We start from the raw sequence: 16034 nt of genomic DNA on the forward strand, positions 1-16034 counted from the left end.
TCAGTCGAGCCACTCGGGCACGCGCTCGGCATCCATGATCGCGCCTGCATCGATGCGGTCGGCGACCACAGCGAACCGGTCGCCATCGACCAGCACCTCGGCGACGAAGCCGCGCGAATTGTATGATGATGCCATGGTCGCGCCGTATGCGCCTGCGGTCCGGAACACCGCGAGCGCGCCTGCCTCGAGCGCGTCGCATTCGCGTCCGGTGGCAAAGGTGTCGCCGGTCTCGCAGATCGGGCCGACAATATTGGCGATCATGCGCTCCGTGCCCGGTTCGACCGCTTCGAAATCGTGCCAGGCCCCGTACAAGGCTGGCCGGGCAAGATCGTTCATCGCCGCATCGACGATCACGAAGGGATCGCTGATCCCGCGCTTGACCCTCACCACCCGGGTCAGCAGCACTCCGGCATTGCCCGCGATCACGCGCCCGGGCTCGAAGATCAGCTTCGCATCCCAACCGCGGGTCACGTGTGCGACCATGGCGCCATATTCGGCGGGACTGGGTAGCTCTTCACCCTTGCGATATGGAACGCCGAGCCCGCCACCGAGATCGACATGGGTGATCGCGTGACCCTGTTTGCGAAGCGTATCGATCAGCGTCCCGAGCCTGCCAAATGCGCGTTCAAGCGGCGCGAGATCGGCAAGCTGGCTGCCGATATGGACGGCGAGGCCGCGCAGGTTCATCCCTTCGAGCTTCGCCAGCGCGGTGAAGATTCGTTCAGCCTCGCTGATTGGCACGCCGAACTTGTTGTCGGCCTTGCCGGTCGAAATCTTGTCATGGGTCCCGGCATCGACATCGGGGTTGACCCGCAGAGCGCAACTGGCCGCAATGCCCCTTTGAACAGCCAGCGCGGCGAGTTCGATGCCCTCTTCCTCGCTCTCGATATTGAATTGGCCGATCCCTGAATCGAGCGCGGCTTCGAGTTCGACCGCCGTCTTTCCAACACCCGAAAACACGATCTTCTCAGGCTCGATCCCCGCCTTGAGCGCGCGCCGCATTTCGCCTGCCGAAACCACGTCGGCACCGAAGCCCTGCGCGCCGAGCACGCGCAGAACGGCGAGATTGGGATTGGCCTTGACCGCGAAGGCGATCAGCTTCTCGGGAACCGCGTCGAGTGCTTCGCGAAAGACTCGGGCATGGCGTTCGAGCGTGGCGCGCGAATAGACATAGACCGGCGTTCCCACCGCTTCGGCTATGGCCGGGAGCGGCACGTCCTCGGCATGCATGATGCCGTCCTTGATGACGAAATGATCCATCGCGCAAACCGGATCGTGCGCTATTCGGGTGGAAGGTCGAAGGGGTCGTCCTCGCGCTCTTCCGAGCGGCGGCGCAATTCGACGCTGCGCTCGGGCGCGGCGAGGGTCGGCAATTCGAGCAATTGTTCGGCGTCGGCCCGCTCCTGCGTGCCATAGGCGGCAGGCGGCAACGATGCGCCCTGGGCGGGTTCGAGCGGAGCACGCGCGCCGCAGCCTGGCAGGACCAGAACAGCCGATGCGGCGGCGATCAGCAGGCAGGCTTGGCGTGTCATCGCGGCTCCTCTTGCGCATGGCTAGCCGGCAACGCCTCGCGCGCTTCGGCCACGCGAAGCCTTACCTGATCGGGTGCGGTCCCGCCATAGGAGGAACGCGACGCCACCGAGTGTTCGACCGAGAGCGCTGCGAACACCCGCTCGTCCACGCGTGGATCGATCGCTTGCAACTCGTCGAGGGGCAATTGATCGAGCGCGCAGCCCTTGCGGTCGGCGAGCGCAACCGCTTCGCCGGTGATGTGATGTGCTTCGCGAAAAGGCACGTCGGCCTCGCGCACCAGCCAGTCGGCAAGATCGGTGGCGGTGGCGTATCCGGCCTCGGCGGCGGCGCGCATGGCCTCTTCGTGGAATTCGGTCTCGGCGATCATCCCGGTCATCGCGGCAAGGCTGAGGTCAAGCAGGTTCGCGGCCTCGAAGACCGGCGGCTTGTCGTCCTGCATGTCCTTGGAATAGGCCAGCGGCAGGCCCTTCATCGTTACCATGAGTGCGGTTCCCGCTCCGATTATCCGGCCGGCATGGCCGCGCACCAGTTCGGCAGCGTCGGGATTGCGCTTTTGCGGCATGATCGAACTGCCGGTCGACAGCTGGTCGGGCAGGGAAGCGAAGCCGAAGGGCTGGCTCGCCCACAGGATCAGTTCTTCGGCAAGCCGCGAGAGATGGATCGCGCACTGGCTCGCCGCCATGCAATAATCGAGCGCGAAATCGCGGTCGGACACCGCATCGAGCGAATTGCGGGTCGGGCAAGCAAAGCCGAGCGCGCGCGCGGTCGCATCACGATCGATCGGAAAACCGGTCCCTGCCAATGCGGCGGAGCCGAGCGGACATTCGTCGAGCCTCTCGTCTGCGGCAGCGAAACGCGCGGCATCGCGGGAAAGCATCTCGTAATAGGCGAGCAGGTGGTGGCCCAGCGTGACCGGTTGCGCGGTCTGGAGATGGGTAAAGCCGGGCATGATCGTGCCGGCATGCTCGTCCGCGCGATCGAGCAGCGCCTCGCGCAGGGCAGCAATTGCGGCAATGGCGCGGCGATTGGCGGCGCGCACCCACAAGCGGAAATCGGTCGCGACCTGGTCGTTGCGGCTGCGCGCAGTGTGCAGGCGCCCCGCGACCGGGCCGATCAGCTCGGTCAGCCGCGCTTCGACCGTCATGTGGATGTCTTCGAGGTCCCAGTCCTCGGGAACGCCGTCGCGCTCGTATTCCGCAGCGATCGTGTCGAGCCCGTCGGCAATGGCAGCGGCGTCCTGTTCGCTGACGATCCCCTGCGCGCCGAGCATCGCCACATGCGCCTTGGAAGCGCGAATGTCCTCGCGCCACAGCGCCTTGTCGAAAGGGATGGAGGCATTGATTTCGCGCATGATCGCGCTAGGTCCCTCGGCGAACCGTCCGCCCCACATGCTGTTCCGGGAAGTGCTCATGCTTCGTTCGTCTGCTCTCTTGTCGCTCGTGGCGCTCCTGCTTGCGGGTTGCGATAGGAGCGGTGAGGACGCGGTGCAAGAAACCCCTGCTACGCCCGGAGCAAGTGCGCCTGCGCCGCCACGAGTGCCGACCGGCGAACTGGTGCGCGATTTCGCCGGCACGCCGCTCCCGAAGGTCACGTTTTCCGATCCTCAAGGGCGCATTCTCGACCTCGCCGATATCGACAGTCCGGTGCTCATCAACCTTTGGGCGACATGGTGCGCCCCGTGCCGCGAGGAAATGCCTGCACTGGATGGTCTGGCAGGAACTCTCGAAGACGAGGTCCGGGTGCTCACCATCAGCCAGGACATGCGCGGCGCGGAAGTCGTGGTGCCCTATTTCGAGCGCGAGGCACTTGCGCAGCTCGAACCCTGGCTCGATCCCGAAAACCGGCTGACCCGCAAATTTTCCGATGGCGGCAAGCTGCCGGTGACCGTTCTTTTCGATGCGGAAGGCCGCGAGGTCTGGCGCGTCAACGGCGCTTATGACTGGGACAGCGAAGAGGCGATCGCGCAAGTCCGCGAGGCGCTGGCAGCAGCCTGAATGGGGGTGAGGACATGCGGCGGCATGGTGGGCGATGACAGGCTCGAACTGCCGACCCTCTCGGTGTAAACGAGATGCTCTACCAACTGAGCTAATCGCCCCGCAGCATGCGAAGCGCGCCCCTACGCCCGGTGGCCTGCGCGGTCAAGCGGGCAGGACAGCACGCGGCTAGTCCTTGCCGTCAGGTTCCTCGGGGACCTTGACCCCTTGCAGCGCTTCCGCCTCGAGGCCCGAATCCTGGCGCGGGATGACCGAAAGCTTGCCGTTGGTCTCGAGGATGACCCAATTCGCATCCGAGTTTTCGACCTCTCCAGCGGCGCGAAGTGCTGCCAGCACTTCTTCCTCGGAGACGCGCGCTTCCTTCATCGCTTCCCACAAAAACTCGCCCTTGTGCGTGAGCAGGGTCGGCTGGGCTTTCATCACGACCGATCCGATCCGGGTCTTCTGCACCCAGAGCGTGGCGACATACTGGCAGGCTGCAAGGCACAGGATCGCAACCACCGCATCGAGCGTCGAGACGTTCTTGAGCAAGATCCCGCTCGCCGCGAGACTGCCGACCGCGACGTTGATGATCCAGTCGAAATTGTTGAATTCGCTGGTGGTTCGCTTGCCTGCAATGCGCACCAGCGCGACGATGAAGACATAGAACAGCACCGCGTTGAGCGCGACTTCGAACAGGCGCGGCCAATCAGACCACAGATTGAACGCTTCAGACATCGGTGGTCACCGCATAATCGATTGGCTTGAAGCTGCCTCCGTTCGAGGCGTAGGCGCTGCAAGCGGTAATCCCGATGATAAGGTCCATTTCGGCACGCAGGCAGATATGGTCGCCGGCCTTGCTGGTAGGCGGATCGACCCGCAGGCGGCCCGTATTGCCGTCGACGGGCACGTTCATGAAGATGTTGAAGGCGGTTGGAATGGCGTCTTCCACGATCCCAAAGGGTTCGAGCGCTTCGGCAAGATTGCCGAAACAGCCGCGATGCACGGGCTTGTCGGGATAGAAGTGGCGGAAGGTTGCCTTGCTGCACGGCGTGAGCAGGAAATCGTGGCGGCCGACGCTGTCCTCGACGATCGTGAGCATCGGGTTCGACCGGTTCGACCACAGGGTAGCGCCCCTGCCGAGCTGGATGGTTTCCTCATAATCGAAAGTGCGTCCGTTCGAGATGACCTCGCGCACGTCGTCGGCGTTGTAGGCGAGAAAGTCCGAGACCTGGCCGCCTTCAGGATCGACGATCTTGAGGATCTCGCCCTTGGCCAGTTTGAGCGCAGCGCCGCTGCGCGGTGCGATCCGCTTCACGCCTTCCCTCCGGCATTGCCCGTCTGGTCCTTCGTTTGCGCCGCACCGCGAGGGTCCGAAAAGGGGCAGACCCAGTCCTCGCCAACATGTCGGCCGCTATATTGCGCCGCCTCGCTCGCTTCGCCGTGACGCGCGAGCATCGGGTTGATCGAACCGGCAAGCGCTTCGTCGCGGCTGAGGATTGCCTCGCGCATCCGTTCGTAGCGGCCCTTGGCGCGCAGTTGTTCAAACTGGTCGTGGAGGTTGAAGACCAGCGTGGGATGCGGGGTTCGGCGCGCGGGCCGCGAGGCATTGGGGTGGAGGCCGACCACGAAATAGGCTTCCTCGCCGAAGCTGAGCGAGAAATGCGGATCGCCGGGATCGGCGCTCACGCGTTCGTCATAGCCCTGTCCGCGCCACGCATCCTTGTCGGCGAGCGACTGGATACGGTCCCACATCGCGGTCTCGAACTGCGCTTCGGTAAGGTCATCTGGTCCATCGAACACCACTGCAAATGATCGCAGGCCGCTGTCATCGTCCCTGTATTTGCGGCTCCAGGCGAGCAGCCGGTCATGGATGCGCACATCGTCCCAGGCGCTGGTGACCGACCATGCGGCCTCGACATGCAGGCTGCCGCGGGCGAGCGCCGATTTCGCACCCACGCAGGGAAACTCGCGTTCTTCGATATGCGCGTGCAGCGCCTTGGTGAGCGCTTGGCGGTCCAGGTCCACGGGAGCTGCTTCGGCTCCCACGCGCGGGCAGTCGAGCAGGGTTTCGGCATTGTCTGGCATCGACATTTGTCCTTTTCGGCAAGGGGGCGCCCGGATCGCAGCGGCGTTGCACCGCACATTTGCGCCGTTCCCTCGAAGTCTGTTTGCCAACCAACGGTCTACCCGCCGGTAAGTGCCGAGAAATATCGCGTCGCCCATCCGGGCGCGGCAACGTGCCCAACCTGCCTGCCACGCAAAGTGAGAGGCGGGTGCCTGGTGGCACCCGCCTCTCGGGATGGCCTGCCGGATGGGTTTTGGGCAATCGGCAGGCCGGGGGGTCAATTCCGATCAGTTCTCGACGCGGCGGGCCTCGTCGGTCCGGCCGCTTCCGGCATAGGTCGCATTGCCCTGCGAATTGCCATTGCTCGATCCGCGTGCCGGGGCATCGGGGGAGGCGGTCACCGGCTTGGTTTCCGCTGCATTCGATTGCTTGCCAGCACCCGGCTTTGCCGGCGCATCGGTCCCGGCGGAACCCTTCTCCGAGCCACCTGCTTCGGCCTCGTCATTCGCATTGGTCGCATCGAGCGCGCCATTGGCTGCGCCGGCGACCAACGCGTCGCCCTGTGCGCTGAACATGCCAGCGGGCAGCGCGCGGCTGGTGTCGCCCTGGGTTACGATGACCTGTTCGACATGGCCATTGCCGTCAGCCACGATCTGGCTGACATGGCCCAGCGAGGCGCCTTCGGGAGTGATGACCGACATGCCGGGCGAGACGGTGCCGACACCGTTCGCAGCCGAGGCCGCGCTGCCGGCGACCGCAAGCGGCGAACCGATGAACGATGCCGATCCCTGGCCATTGGCAGAACCTTCACCGCTGGCGCTCGCGCTGCCGAAAGCCGGGAGGCCGGGCATCGGCGCGCTGTTTGCGGCGGCCGAGGCGGTGCCGGTGGCGGTGGCGGTAGCCTGCGCAGCAGCCGAAGCCGCGGTCGAACGCGCCTGGCCTGCCACCGGGGCGACAGCGCTCGTGACGGTATCGGTGCCGATCAGCTGCGCGCTGGCATTGCCCTGGCCGCTGGCCTGGCCGTTGGCATTGCCATTGGCGGTGCCGCTCAGGCCCGGAACCGCGAGGTCGGCAAGGCTCGCGGTCGAACCCGCGATCGAGCCATTGGCGCTACGTTCGGCGCGCACATTGCCGTTGCGCGCGTCAACCGACTGGTCGCCATCGGTTGCCGCATCGCCGCGCACCGTGCTGTCGACGGTCGAGCGCACCGAGCGGGTGGTAGTGTTGATGGTCGAGCCGACCGTGTTGCTGATCGAGCCGCCCAGCGATCCGCCAAGACCGCCGCCGAGACCGCCGCCGCCGCCGAGCAGCTGGGCATTGGCCGCAACCGGGAGAAGCGCAATCGCGCTGGCCGTGATAAGGAGCTTTTTCATCGTGATATCCTTTCGAGTTCGCAGCGAGATGTGTTCGTTTGCTCGCTCGAAGGGAAAACGGATGCGGCCGGTGGTTTAATCCGCGCCGTCCGAAAAAACTTTCATCTTTTTCGCGCGCAGGGCTCGCAGACGAGGCCGCGGCCAAAGACGGGATCGGGTCCGCGCGCGCCGAGATCGCGCGCCTCGGCATCGAGCCGGGCACGCCAATTGCCGCCGCGGCCCATTGCCGCCGCGATCCGCGCAGCCACAAGGGGCGTTGCAAAGGAGGTGCCGCGCCAGCTCTTCAACGTTCCGCGCCGGTCGAGCGCAAAGACGCGTTCACCCGGGGCCGCGTAATCGAGGTGGAGCGCGCGGCCCGCCTCGATCAGCGCGCGGCCGCGCCGGTCGGCCCCGGTCACCGCCACCACGCCGTCATAGCTTGCGGGGAAAGCGGGCGGGGCGGCGGGGCCGTCATTGCCGACCGCTGCCACCACCACGATGCCGCGCGCACGAACCGCGCCGACCGCGCGTTCGACCAGCGCGTTGCGGGGGCCGACGAGGCTGATCGTGATGACGTCTGCTCCCGAGGATGCAAGCCAGCCCAAGGCGCGCGCGATCGCCAGCGCATTGCCGCCTGCCGGATCGCGCCCATAGACATCGGCGACCTTGATCCGGCTCACGCCTTCGCCGCGCAGGAGGCTGGCGACAGCGGTGCCGTGATCGGATGGCATCGGCGCGCCTGCGGCAAAGCCGCGTTCGACTTCCACCGGCACCGCGGCACCGGGCGCGCCGTCGATCATGCCCACGACGGTTCCGTTCGCGGCAGCGCCCTGTGCCGCCATCTGCACCGCCGCACTTGCAGCCGCGGGCACGCCAGCCTGGAAGTGAAGGCTGTCAGGCGCGATCTCGACATTCGGGACGAGAGCCGAGGCTAGCGCCTGCGCTTCGCCAAGCTCGAGTCCTTCGGGCACTGCCAGGCGGGTGACCGCGATATCAAGCCCTTCGATCCGTTCGCTGGACAGGATGGTGAAGCCCGCGCCCGAAAGGGCAAGCCGGGCGCTATCGCCGAGCGCGATCGCCACGAGTTCGCCGCGCCTAGCGAGATTGCCCGCTCCATCGCGCTCGATCGTGTCGCGGTTGCGGCGCACGAGCCAGTCCAGAAAGCGCTCGCGCGCCCGCAAGAGGCTGCGCGCCTCGTCCAGCGCGCGCGCATCGAGCGAGTCGAGCGTTCCGCTCACGCGGTCGCGGACATCGCCGAGAACCCCGCTGACAGGAGGCATGCCGATATTGCCGGAAGGCCCGGACAACTGCACCTGCGCAGCAAGCGGCGGCGCGAAGGCCGACGCGAGGGTGCCGGTGATCGTGAGGCCGGTGACAGCAAGGCCGAAAGCGGCCAGGAATGTGGGCAGATTGAAGCGCATCTTTCGTTTCTATCCAATATTTCGCATTAAGCATGGATGAAACGAGCCGGCCCATCCGTTTAATCCATGTGAAAAAAGGCACGAGGCGCTGCAAACACCGTTCGAACAGCAAGTGCTCGACCTGCTGCCGCGACTGCGGCGGTTTGCGATCGGGCTCGCCGGTTCGGCGGCCGATGGCGACGATTTGTGCCAGATGACCATCGAACGCGCCCTGACGCGCCGCGAGCAGTGGCAGGAAGGAACGCGGCTCGACAGCTGGATGTACCGGATCATGCGAAACATTTTCATCGACGAAGGACGCGCTGCCACTCGCCGCCGCGAGACATTCGTGGACGCCGATGCCGGCCTGTCGGTCGGCTCCGATGGCGGCCAGGAAGCGCGCGCCGAGCTGTCGATGGTCGACCGCGCGATGGCGCGACTGCCCGAGGACCAGCGCGAAGCCGTCTTGCTGGTGATGGTCGAAGGCTATGCCTACAAGGAAGCCGCTCAGATCGTCGGTTGCCCGGTCGGCACTCTCAATTCCAGGCTGGTGCGCGGGCGCGATGCGCTGATGACGATGCTGGCCGATGAACCGGAGAACGCACCATGAGCATCAGCGAGGAACAGATCGCCGCCTATGCCGATGGCGAGCTCGACGGCGCGCCCCTGGCCAAGATGGAAGCGGCAATCGCCGCCGATCCGGAGATCGGGCGCAAGGTCGAGGCGCACCGTGCGCTCAAAGGCCGGCTCGCCGGTCATTACGCACCGCTGCTCGATGACGAGATGCCCGCATCGCTCACCGATCTCCTGAAAGCGGGGAAAGGTGAAGAGGCGGACGCGACCGAAGCGCCAGCCCAGGCCGAGGTGGTCAGCTTTGCTGCTGCGCGGCAGAAGCGCGGCCTTGCGCCTGCCATGCGGCGCTGGGGTGTCTATATCGGACCGGCCATGGCAGCCGCACTCGTGGCAGCGGTCATCATTGCGCCGGGAGGCGGCGATAGCGACCCGATACCGGGCAGCCCATCGGTCGGCCCGCAGCTTGCCGCCGCGCTCGACACCCAGCTTGCCGGCGAACAGGTTGCGGGAAGCGAACATCGGATCCTCCTCAGCTTTGCCGATGGCAGCGACAATCTCTGCCGCGTCTATCGCAGCGCGCGTGCGGGCGGGATCGCCTGCAACAAGGGCACAGGCTGGCAGATCGAAGAGCAGATGATGCTCGGCGAAGCGCAGGCGACCCAGTTCCGCCAGGCAGGCAGCAGCGAAAGCGACCTGCTCGCCAGGGCGCAGGAGATGGCCGAAGGCGGCGCGCTCGATGCCGAACAGGAAGCGCGGGCCAGAGCTAGCGGCTGGCGCTAGAAAAGAACTGCGCGCCAGGCGCTTCCCGTGCAACCGAGGTGTCCGCGCCTTCAGAGAAAACCCCGCACACCACAGAAAAAAGGGGCCGGCATTGCTGCCGACCCCTCGCCCCCGTTGCACCTCGGGGGACAGCGAAAATCGTTCGATCAGCCGACGACCACCGTGCCGTAGCGATAGCCGCGTTCGGCCATTTCCTCGATGTAGTGCTTGCGTTCGTGACGCAGTTCGTCGGCATATTCTTCCCAGGCATCGCGCTGGTCTTCGAGATCGCTCGCACGGCGCAGGTCGCTGCGCAGTTCCTTTTGCGCCTCGGTGATGTCGATACGGTAGTCGAACCACAGATTGTTCTCGATGCCAGCGATCGGCGCATTGATGATCCGCTGTTCCTCGGCGCGGGCGAGCTGTTCTTCATAAAGCACGTTCGCACTGGCGTGGCCCGAGACTGCGGCGAGGCCGAATGCGAGCGTGAGGGCGGCGGAAATGGTCTTCATGTCGTGTCTCCAAGCTGGTTTCGCGGCCGTCTGGCGGCCGGTCTCTGAGGAAACGGCTGGCAACTCCTGCTTAATCCGACCGTGAGCGAATTTTTTGTGCTGCCGCTTCTTTCGGCTCGGGGCATGCGGGTGTGCAATTGCAAGTGGCATCGGCGCGCAGGCACGGTTAGAGCGCGCAGATCATGGACAGACCGCAGATTCTCGTTCTCGGCACCGGCGGCACGATCGCGGGCAGCGCACGTTCGGCGACCGGGCAATCCTACGGCGCGGGCGAACTTTCGCTAGAAGCGATGATCGGCGACGTCTCGTCGCTCGCACTGGATGCGCAATTGCTGCCGCGAACGATCGCCCAGATCGGTTCGCAGGATATCGGCTGGAGCGAATGGGATGCGCTTCACCGGGAGATCGTGCGCGCCCAGAACGACCCCGCAATAGCGGGGGTGATTGTCACTCACGGCACCGACACCGCCGAGGAAACAGCCTACCTTCTCGACCTGACCCTGCCGGCGGGAAAGCCGGTCGCCCTCGTCGGGGCGATGCGTCCGGCCGACATGGTGGGAAGCGATGGAATGCGCAATTTCGCCAATGCGGTGCGGCTCGTCAGCGATGAGGACGCGGCCGGTCGCGGGGTGATGGTGGTGATGGGCGACACGGTCTTCGCGGCCAGCGATATCCGCAAGGCCTCGACATCGAACATCGATGCCTTTCGCGGCTTTCCGCGCGGACCGATCGCGCGGGTCACACCGTCGAGCCTCGATTGGTTTGCCCCCGCACACCGCGACGCGATCCAACCGCGTTTCGACTGGCCGCAAAAACTGCCACGCGTGGCGATCCTGACCGCTGGTGCGGGTATGGATGCAAAGCCGCTGGAGGCGTTGCTCTCGATCGGGTGCAAGGGCATCGTGATTGCCGGCATGGGGCAGGGCAATGCCCCGCGCGTAGTGCTCGAAGCACTCGCCAAGGCGGTGCGCGCGGGCGTACCGGTCGTGCGCTCGGCGCGGGTCGATGAAGGCATGGTCGACCGCAATGTCGAGGTCGATGACGACACGTTCGGCTTTGTGGCTGCGCGCTCGCTCGGTCCTGCCAAGGCGCGGATAATGCTGATGCTCCTGATTGCGAACGGGATCACCGACCCCGCTCGCATCCAGGATGCCTTCGACCGGCCCTAGGGCTCGTTCGCTGCGGATCAGCCCCAGGGCGTGACGATATATTTTTCGCCGGTTTTCATCTGGCGGTAATCGGTGATCGCTTCCTTGGTCAGCATGCCTTCGAGATCGACCTTGGCCTTGTAATGCGAGGCGAAGGTGGTGGTGAGGTTCTGCTGCACACGGGTGCGCATGCGCACTACGGTTTCCATTCCTGCCTGTTGCAGGAACGGGGTGAGCAACCAGCCCGACAGCGTCCAGCCGAACCCGTAGGAGGGGGTCAGGATGGTTGGCCCCATGTCGAGCCGGCCGTAGATGAACATCCGCTTCGCCTGGTCCGAACCATAGCGGCTGAACTCGCTCATCTTCTTCACCGCGACCTGCTCCATCGCCTTGAAGACATTGTCGACCGCCTGGCCGCCGCCGATCGGATCGAAACCGTAAAAGGCATCGGTGGCGTCGATCGCATTGCGCAATTGCGCCATGAAATCATCGTCGCTCGAATTGACGACGTGCTTTGCCCCGATCCCCTTGAGCATGTCGACATGCTCGCTCTTGCGCACGATGTTGACGAGGTCGATCTCGTCCTCGGCGCAAATCTTGATAAGCATCTGACCAAGGTTTGATGCCGCCGCGGTGTGAACGATCGCCTTCTGCCCGTCGCGCTTGGCGTTCTCGACGAAGCCGAGCGCGGTCATCGGGTTGACGAACGACGAGGCGCCGGTTTCCGCGCTGTGATCGCCCAGCGGCAGGCACATCATCGCATCGGCAATCGCATATTGCGAAAAGGCGTTGCCCGGAACGCAGGCCACCCGCTGCCCCATCAACGCCTTGGCCATGTCGCTGTCGCCGGTGGCCACGACCGTGCCTGCGCCTTCATTGCCCGCAGGCAGGCGCTGGCCGTGGCGGCCCTTCTGGCCCGACAGGAACGGCTCGGGCATTTGCGCCACGACCTTGCCGGGCGAATATTCGGCATTGTCGAAATCCGCCGCACTGGTGAGGATCGCGAGGTCCGACGGGTTGATCGGCGCGGCCTCCATCTTGACCAGAACCTGGTTGCCCTTGGGCTCGGGAAAGCTTTCCTCGCTGACCTCGAGCGTCAGCTTACCGTCAGCGGTGAGAGTGGTGAAAAGCTGCTTGCCGGTGGTGGTCATGGGAATTCCTTTTCAATCGCCTTGCGGATCGTCCGAATAGCGTGCCTCGACGAAGTAGAGACCTTGGGGCGGCGCGTTAAGTCCTAATTTGCTACGGTCTTTGGCGGCCAGCGCTTCTGCGAGTTGCTCTTCGCGCCACGACCCCGCGCCCACAAGCTTCAAACAGCCGACCATCGAGCGCACCTGGTGGTGCAGGAACGAACGCGCTTCGGCGTGGATGTGTATCTCCTCGCCGAAATCATTGCGCGCGCGGACCACGTCGAGGCGGTCGAGCGTCTTGACCGGATCAGCCGCCTGGCAATGCACCGAACGGAAAGTGGTGAAATCGTGCCGCCCGCACAGCGCCTGCGCAGCGCGGTGCATCGCTTCGTGGTCAAGATCGTGCGCAACCTGCCAGGCGCGATTCCTTGCGAGCGTGAGCGGCGCGCGGCGATTGACGATACGATAGAGGTATCGCCTGCCGATGCACGAAAAGCGTGCGTGCCATTCGGGTTCGGTTTCGCGGCACGCGATCACCGCAATCGGGTCCGGTCGCAAATGGGCGTTCAACGCCTCCATCAACCGGAAAGGTGCGATGTTCTTGACGAGATCGACATGGCTCACCATGCCCAGTGCGTGTACCCCGGTATCGGTCCGCCCGGCGCTGTGCAGCACCGCTTTTTCGCCCGTCACCCGGGTGAGCGCATCCTCGATCGATTGCTGAACGCTGGGCCCGTGCTTTTGGCGCTGCAGTCCGAAAAAGGGCGTGCCGTCGAATTCTATGGTGAGGGCGAACCGGGTCACTCGGCTTTTGCTCCGGCATTGACCGGCTTGCCGCGCAGGAACTGATCGCGGCTCATCGCCGGCTTGCCTGCGCGCTGGAGGGTCACGGGACGAATCGCGCCGGCGCCGCAGGCAATGGTGAGCGCGTCGTCGATGATCTTGCCTGCTTCGCCTTCGCCCTCGGCCAATTCGGCGCGAAGCAGTTTCACCCGCTCGCCCGCCAGTTCGAACCAAGCGCCCGGGAACGGCGAAAGGCCATGGCAATGCCTTACCAGTTCGCTCGCGGGCCGTGTCCAGTCGATCCGCGCTTCGGACTTGTCGATCTTGGGGGCATAGCTCGCCGCGTCATCGTCCTGCGGCTGCGCGGCGTAGGAGCCCAGATTGGCAAGCACTTCGACCATCGCGCCCGCGCCGAGTTGCGCAAGCTCTGCGGTGAGGTCTCCGGTGGTCTTTCCCGCGATCGGCGTGCGAACGATGTGCAGCATGGGTCCTGTATCGAGCCCGGCCTCCATCTGCATGATCGTCACCCCTGTCTCCTCGTCGCCCGCCATCACCACGCGGTGGATCGGTGCTGCCCCGCGCCACCGCGGCAGGATCGAGGCATGGATGTTGAGACAGCCATGGCGCGGCGCGTCGAGCACCGGCTGCGGCAGGATCAGGCCGTAGGCGGCAACGACGGCGACATCGGCATCGAGAGCGGCGAACTCGGCCTGCGCCTCAGCATTGCGCAGCGATCGGGGCGTGCGGACCGCAAGCCCCAGCGCCTCGGCACGCACGTGGACGGGAGAGGGACGGAGCTTCTTGCCGCGACCCGACCGGCTCGGCGGCTGCGAATAGACGCAGGCGATGTCGTGTCCCGCCTCGTGCAGTGCATTGAGCGCCGGAACCGCGAAATCAGGCGTTCCCATGAAGATGATGCGCATGAAAGGCCCCAAGCCCCTTTTTCAACCGAGCGCCAGCCCCTATCTCTCCCCCCATGGCATCGCAAGAGATCGAAGCGCTCTCCTCGGCGCTCGCCCGGCTTCCCGGGCTCGGACCCCGCAGCGCGCGGCGAGCGGTGCTGTGGCTGGTCAAGAACCGCGAAGGCGCGCTTCCCGCACTGCTCGAAGCGCTCGATGCGGTGTCGCAGCAACTGGTCGAGTGCGAAATCTGCGGCAATGTCGATACCGCCGACCCTTGCGGCATCTGCTCCGATCCCAAGCGCGATGCGCGGCAATTGTGCGTGGTGGAAGACGTCTCCGATGTCTGGGCACTCGACCGAGCGCGGCTGTTTCGCGGGCGCTATCACGTGCTGGGCGGGCGATTGTCCGCGCTCGACGGGGTGGGGCCCGACGATCTCAACATCGCCAGCCTGATGGATCGCGTTGCGGGCGGCGCGGTCGATGAAGTGGTGCTGGCCATGAACGCGACGCTCGAAGGGCAGACCACCGCGCATTACCTCGCAGAACGCCTCGAATCCCATCCCTTGCGGATCACCCAACTGGCCCATGGCCTGCCGGTCGGCGGAGAACTCGATTATCTCGACGAGGGCACGCTCGCCCAGGCGCTTCGCGCGCGCAGACCCGTTGAATAATCGCGCCGCTGCGATTATCTGCGCCTCATGGCAATTCTGGAAATCCTTGAAGTTCCCGATCCGCGGCTCAAGACCGTATCCGAACCGGTCAAGCCCGAAGAATTCGGCGACGAGCTCAAAAAGCTCGCCGACGACATGTTCGAGACAATGTATGCCGCGCCCGGCATTGGCCTTGCGGCGATCCAGGTCGGCGTTCCCAAGCGTCTTCTGGTGATCGACCTCCAGCCCGAGGATCCCGACGCCGAACCCGTCGAATGCGAGCATGACGGCCACAAGCACACGCACCCGGCCACGAAGAAAGAGCCGCGCGTTTTCGTAAACCCGGTGATCGTCGATCCGGCCGAGGAATTGTCGACCTATCAGGAAGGCTGTCTTTCGGTCCCCGAAATTTACGCCGATGTCGATCGTCCGGCGACCTGCACCGTGCGTTATCAGGATCTCGACGGCAATGAGCACGAAGAACAGCTTGAGGGGCTGATGGCGACTTGCCTCCAGCACGAGATGGATCACCTCGAAGGCATCCTGTTCATCGACCATCTCTCGCGGTTGAAGCGCAACATGGCGCTCAAGAAACTCAAGAAAATCCGCCAGGCGGCGTAATCGTTTGCGAAGGCGCATCCGCGTCTTCGTCCTCGGTGCAGCTCCTCCGCTTCGCTACGGTGCACCTGCGGCTCGCGCGTTTGCGCTCGCGGTCCGCTTCGGCGCGGACCGTTTTCGTTTATTTAGAGGCAGTCAGAGCGCGACTGCGCGGCCCGCAGCGGGCGCGGGCTCGTAGAATCAATCGTGCCGCAGCTTGTGCAACGCTTTCTTCACATCGGCGATCACTTCCTCGCACATTCGCGCACAGCGCTTGCAATGCGGGTCATCATGCATCGAGCACAGCGCGTGGCACTGTTCGCAGGCAATCACCGCGGCAGCGCCGGCGGCCTTGATTGCCGGAATGTTCTCGCCCGTGCGGCGCGATCCGATGCGGTAGAACGCGGTGCACGCATCGGAGGCATCGAGGCAGCGGCGAATGCATTCGGCGCGGCTCTTGGCATCCTCCTCGGCGAGACACGCATCGGCGCATGAATTGATGATCGCCGCACCATACATTGCGTGCTTGACCGCCTCACCCAGTTCCTCGGTGTAATCGTCCTTCACCGACGGGTGTTCCTGGATCATTTCCCTGATCGACATCTGCAGCGCTCCTGTGTTTGCCTTCCAAGCGAACGGCGCGGTGGATTGGTT

Annotated in this window: 19 protein-coding genes and 1 tRNA gene; 6 read left to right on the forward strand and 14 right to left on the reverse strand. The window is 65.0% G+C overall.

What is annotated here, in order from left to right:
* From lysA to argH, 3 genes are read right to left on the reverse strand one after another with little or no spacing between them, the layout of a single operon-like run.
* On the reverse strand, nt 1-1260 hold the full coding sequence (gene lysA, locus ACKTSM_RS05475; RefSeq protein WP_407876113.1) for a diaminopimelate decarboxylase: 1260 nt from the start codon (nt 1258-1260) through the stop codon (nt 1-3).
* A gap of 20 nt (nt 1261-1280) precedes the next feature.
* Nucleotides 1281-1532: a hypothetical protein gene (locus ACKTSM_RS05480; protein WP_407876114.1), complete on the reverse strand. Its 252-nt coding sequence runs from the start codon at nt 1530-1532 to the stop codon at nt 1281-1283.
* The gene (argH, locus tag ACKTSM_RS05485; RefSeq protein ID WP_407876115.1) at nt 1529-2944 is read right to left on the reverse strand and encodes an argininosuccinate lyase; all 1416 of its coding nucleotides are present in this window, start codon (nt 2942-2944) and stop codon (nt 1529-1531) included. Before argH ends, ACKTSM_RS05480 begins: the two co-directional genes overlap by 4 nt.
* Here argH and ACKTSM_RS05490 point away from each other — a divergent pair.
* Nucleotides 2943-3527: a TlpA family protein disulfide reductase gene (locus ACKTSM_RS05490; RefSeq protein WP_407876116.1), complete on the forward strand. Its 585-nt coding sequence runs from the start codon at nt 2943-2945 to the stop codon at nt 3525-3527. The two genes, argH and ACKTSM_RS05490, sit on opposite strands and share 2 nt — an antisense overlap.
* A 25-nt stretch (nt 3528-3552) precedes the next feature.
* On the opposite strand, the gene ACKTSM_RS05495 is transcribed toward ACKTSM_RS05490, so the two are convergent.
* The 6 genes from ACKTSM_RS05495 to ACKTSM_RS05520 form a co-directional block, all read right to left on the reverse strand.
* Nucleotides 3553-3628, reverse strand: a tRNA-Val gene (locus ACKTSM_RS05495).
* 67 nt (nt 3629-3695) lie between these two features.
* Complete coding sequence (locus ACKTSM_RS05500) at nt 3696-4244, reverse strand: DUF421 domain-containing protein (RefSeq protein ID WP_407876117.1); 549 nt, start codon at nt 4242-4244, stop codon at nt 3696-3698.
* A complete protein-coding gene (locus ACKTSM_RS05505; protein ID WP_407876118.1) occupies nt 4237-4824 on the reverse strand; it encodes a DUF1989 domain-containing protein in 588 nt (195 codons plus the stop codon). The genes ACKTSM_RS05500 and ACKTSM_RS05505 overlap by 8 nt, the downstream gene beginning before the upstream one ends.
* The gene (gntA, locus tag ACKTSM_RS05510) at nt 4821-5594 is read right to left on the reverse strand and encodes a guanitoxin biosynthesis heme-dependent pre-guanitoxin N-hydroxylase GntA (RefSeq protein ID WP_407876119.1); all 774 of its coding nucleotides are present in this window, start codon (nt 5592-5594) and stop codon (nt 4821-4823) included. The genes ACKTSM_RS05505 and gntA overlap by 4 nt, the downstream gene beginning before the upstream one ends.
* 267 nt (nt 5595-5861) lie before the next feature.
* Nucleotides 5862-6947 carry a hypothetical protein gene (locus tag ACKTSM_RS05515; RefSeq protein ID WP_407876120.1) on the reverse strand — a complete coding sequence of 362 codons (1086 nt, stop codon included), beginning with the start codon at nt 6945-6947 and terminating at the stop codon, nt 5862-5864.
* Between the two features lie 101 nt (nt 6948-7048).
* Nucleotides 7049-8347 carry a S8 family serine peptidase gene (locus ACKTSM_RS05520; protein ID WP_407876121.1) on the reverse strand — a complete coding sequence of 433 codons (1299 nt, stop codon included), beginning with the start codon at nt 8345-8347 and terminating at the stop codon, nt 7049-7051.
* 112 nt (nt 8348-8459) lie between these two features.
* Here ACKTSM_RS05520 and ACKTSM_RS05525 point away from each other — a divergent pair, with 112 nt between their 5' ends.
* Nucleotides 8460-8936 (forward strand): RNA polymerase sigma factor, encoded by a 477-nt coding sequence (locus ACKTSM_RS05525; protein WP_407876122.1) that lies wholly within the window; start codon nt 8460-8462, stop codon nt 8934-8936.
* Entirely contained in the window at nt 8933-9679 is a 747-nt protein-coding gene (locus tag ACKTSM_RS05530; RefSeq protein WP_407876123.1) for an anti-sigma factor family protein, read from the forward strand. The genes ACKTSM_RS05525 and ACKTSM_RS05530 overlap by 4 nt, the downstream gene beginning before the upstream one ends.
* Nucleotides 9680-9825: 146 nt before the next feature.
* Here ACKTSM_RS05530 and ACKTSM_RS05535 read toward each other — a convergent pair whose 3' ends face one another.
* Nucleotides 9826-10170 carry a hypothetical protein gene (locus tag ACKTSM_RS05535; RefSeq protein WP_407876124.1) on the reverse strand — a complete coding sequence of 115 codons (345 nt, stop codon included), beginning with the start codon at nt 10168-10170 and terminating at the stop codon, nt 9826-9828.
* Between the two features lie 182 nt (nt 10171-10352).
* On the opposite strand from ACKTSM_RS05535, the gene ACKTSM_RS05540 reads away from it, so the two are divergent.
* Complete coding sequence (locus tag ACKTSM_RS05540) at nt 10353-11339, forward strand: asparaginase (RefSeq protein ID WP_407876125.1); 987 nt, start codon at nt 10353-10355, stop codon at nt 11337-11339.
* 17 nt (nt 11340-11356) lie between these two features.
* Here ACKTSM_RS05540 and ACKTSM_RS05545 read toward each other — a convergent pair whose 3' ends face one another.
* From ACKTSM_RS05545 to fmt, 3 genes are read right to left on the reverse strand one after another with little or no spacing between them, the layout of a single operon-like run.
* The gene (locus ACKTSM_RS05545; protein ID WP_407876126.1) at nt 11357-12469 is read right to left on the reverse strand and encodes a zinc-binding dehydrogenase; all 1113 of its coding nucleotides are present in this window, start codon (nt 12467-12469) and stop codon (nt 11357-11359) included.
* Nucleotides 12470-12481: 12 nt separating this feature from the next.
* Nucleotides 12482-13252, reverse strand: a complete 771-nt coding sequence (truA, locus tag ACKTSM_RS05550; RefSeq protein WP_407876127.1) for a tRNA pseudouridine(38-40) synthase TruA — start codon at nt 13250-13252, stop codon at nt 12482-12484.
* Nucleotides 13249-14154: a methionyl-tRNA formyltransferase gene (gene fmt, locus ACKTSM_RS05555; protein ID WP_407876128.1), complete on the reverse strand. Its 906-nt coding sequence runs from the start codon at nt 14152-14154 to the stop codon at nt 13249-13251. The genes truA and fmt overlap by 4 nt, the downstream gene beginning before the upstream one ends.
* 53 nt (nt 14155-14207) lie before the next feature.
* On the opposite strand from fmt, the gene recR reads away from it, so the two are divergent.
* Both recR and def read left to right on the forward strand, forming a co-directional pair.
* Nucleotides 14208-14804: a recombination mediator RecR gene (recR, locus tag ACKTSM_RS05560; RefSeq protein ID WP_407876129.1), complete on the forward strand. Its 597-nt coding sequence runs from the start codon at nt 14208-14210 to the stop codon at nt 14802-14804.
* Nucleotides 14805-14831: 27 nt separating this feature from the next.
* Complete coding sequence (gene def, locus ACKTSM_RS05565) at nt 14832-15404, forward strand: peptide deformylase (protein ID WP_407876130.1); 573 nt, start codon at nt 14832-14834, stop codon at nt 15402-15404.
* A 177-nt stretch (nt 15405-15581) separates the two neighbouring features.
* On the opposite strand, the gene ACKTSM_RS05570 is transcribed toward def, so the two are convergent.
* Complete coding sequence (locus ACKTSM_RS05570) at nt 15582-15983, reverse strand: four-helix bundle copper-binding protein (RefSeq protein ID WP_407876131.1); 402 nt, start codon at nt 15981-15983, stop codon at nt 15582-15584.
* Between the last annotated feature and the right edge of the window lie 51 nt (nt 15984-16034).

Source organism: Qipengyuania nanhaisediminis (assembly GCF_045862805.1).
Taxonomy (GTDB): domain Bacteria; phylum Pseudomonadota; class Alphaproteobacteria; order Sphingomonadales; family Sphingomonadaceae; genus Erythrobacter; species Erythrobacter nanhaisediminis_A.

Coding starts and splice junctions, on each gene's coding strand:
- lysA (WP_407876113.1), bottom strand. CDS start 1,260: ATGGATCATTTCGTCATCAAGGACGGCATCATGCATGCCGAGGACGTG.
- ACKTSM_RS05480 (WP_407876114.1), bottom strand. CDS start 1,532: ATGACACGCCAAGCCTGCCTGCTGATCGCCGCCGCATCGGCTGTTCTG.
- ACKTSM_RS05490 (WP_407876116.1), top strand. CDS start 2,943: ATGCTTCGTTCGTCTGCTCTCTTGTCGCTCGTGGCGCTCCTGCTTGCG.
- argH (WP_407876115.1), bottom strand. CDS start 2,944: ATGAGCACTTCCCGGAACAGCATGTGGGGCGGACGGTTCGCCGAGGGA.
- ACKTSM_RS05500 (WP_407876117.1), bottom strand. CDS start 4,244: ATGTCTGAAGCGTTCAATCTGTGGTCTGATTGGCCGCGCCTGTTCGAA.
- gntA (WP_407876119.1), bottom strand. CDS start 5,594: ATGCCAGACAATGCCGAAACCCTGCTCGACTGCCCGCGCGTGGGAGCC.
- ACKTSM_RS05515 (WP_407876120.1), bottom strand. CDS start 6,947: ATGAAAAAGCTCCTTATCACGGCCAGCGCGATTGCGCTTCTCCCGGTT.
- ACKTSM_RS05520 (WP_407876121.1), bottom strand. CDS start 8,347: ATGCGCTTCAATCTGCCCACATTCCTGGCCGCTTTCGGCCTTGCTGTC.
- ACKTSM_RS05530 (WP_407876123.1), top strand. CDS start 8,933: ATGAGCATCAGCGAGGAACAGATCGCCGCCTATGCCGATGGCGAGCTC.
- ACKTSM_RS05535 (WP_407876124.1), bottom strand. CDS start 10,170: ATGAAGACCATTTCCGCCGCCCTCACGCTCGCATTCGGCCTCGCCGCA.
- ACKTSM_RS05540 (WP_407876125.1), top strand. CDS start 10,353: ATGGACAGACCGCAGATTCTCGTTCTCGGCACCGGCGGCACGATCGCG.
- ACKTSM_RS05545 (WP_407876126.1), bottom strand. CDS start 12,469: ATGACCACCACCGGCAAGCAGCTTTTCACCACTCTCACCGCTGACGGT.
- fmt (WP_407876128.1), bottom strand. CDS start 14,154: ATGCGCATCATCTTCATGGGAACGCCTGATTTCGCGGTTCCGGCGCTC.
- recR (WP_407876129.1), top strand. CDS start 14,208: ATGGCATCGCAAGAGATCGAAGCGCTCTCCTCGGCGCTCGCCCGGCTT.
- def (WP_407876130.1), top strand. CDS start 14,832: ATGGCAATTCTGGAAATCCTTGAAGTTCCCGATCCGCGGCTCAAGACC.
- ACKTSM_RS05570 (WP_407876131.1), bottom strand. CDS start 15,983: ATGTCGATCAGGGAAATGATCCAGGAACACCCGTCGGTGAAGGACGAT.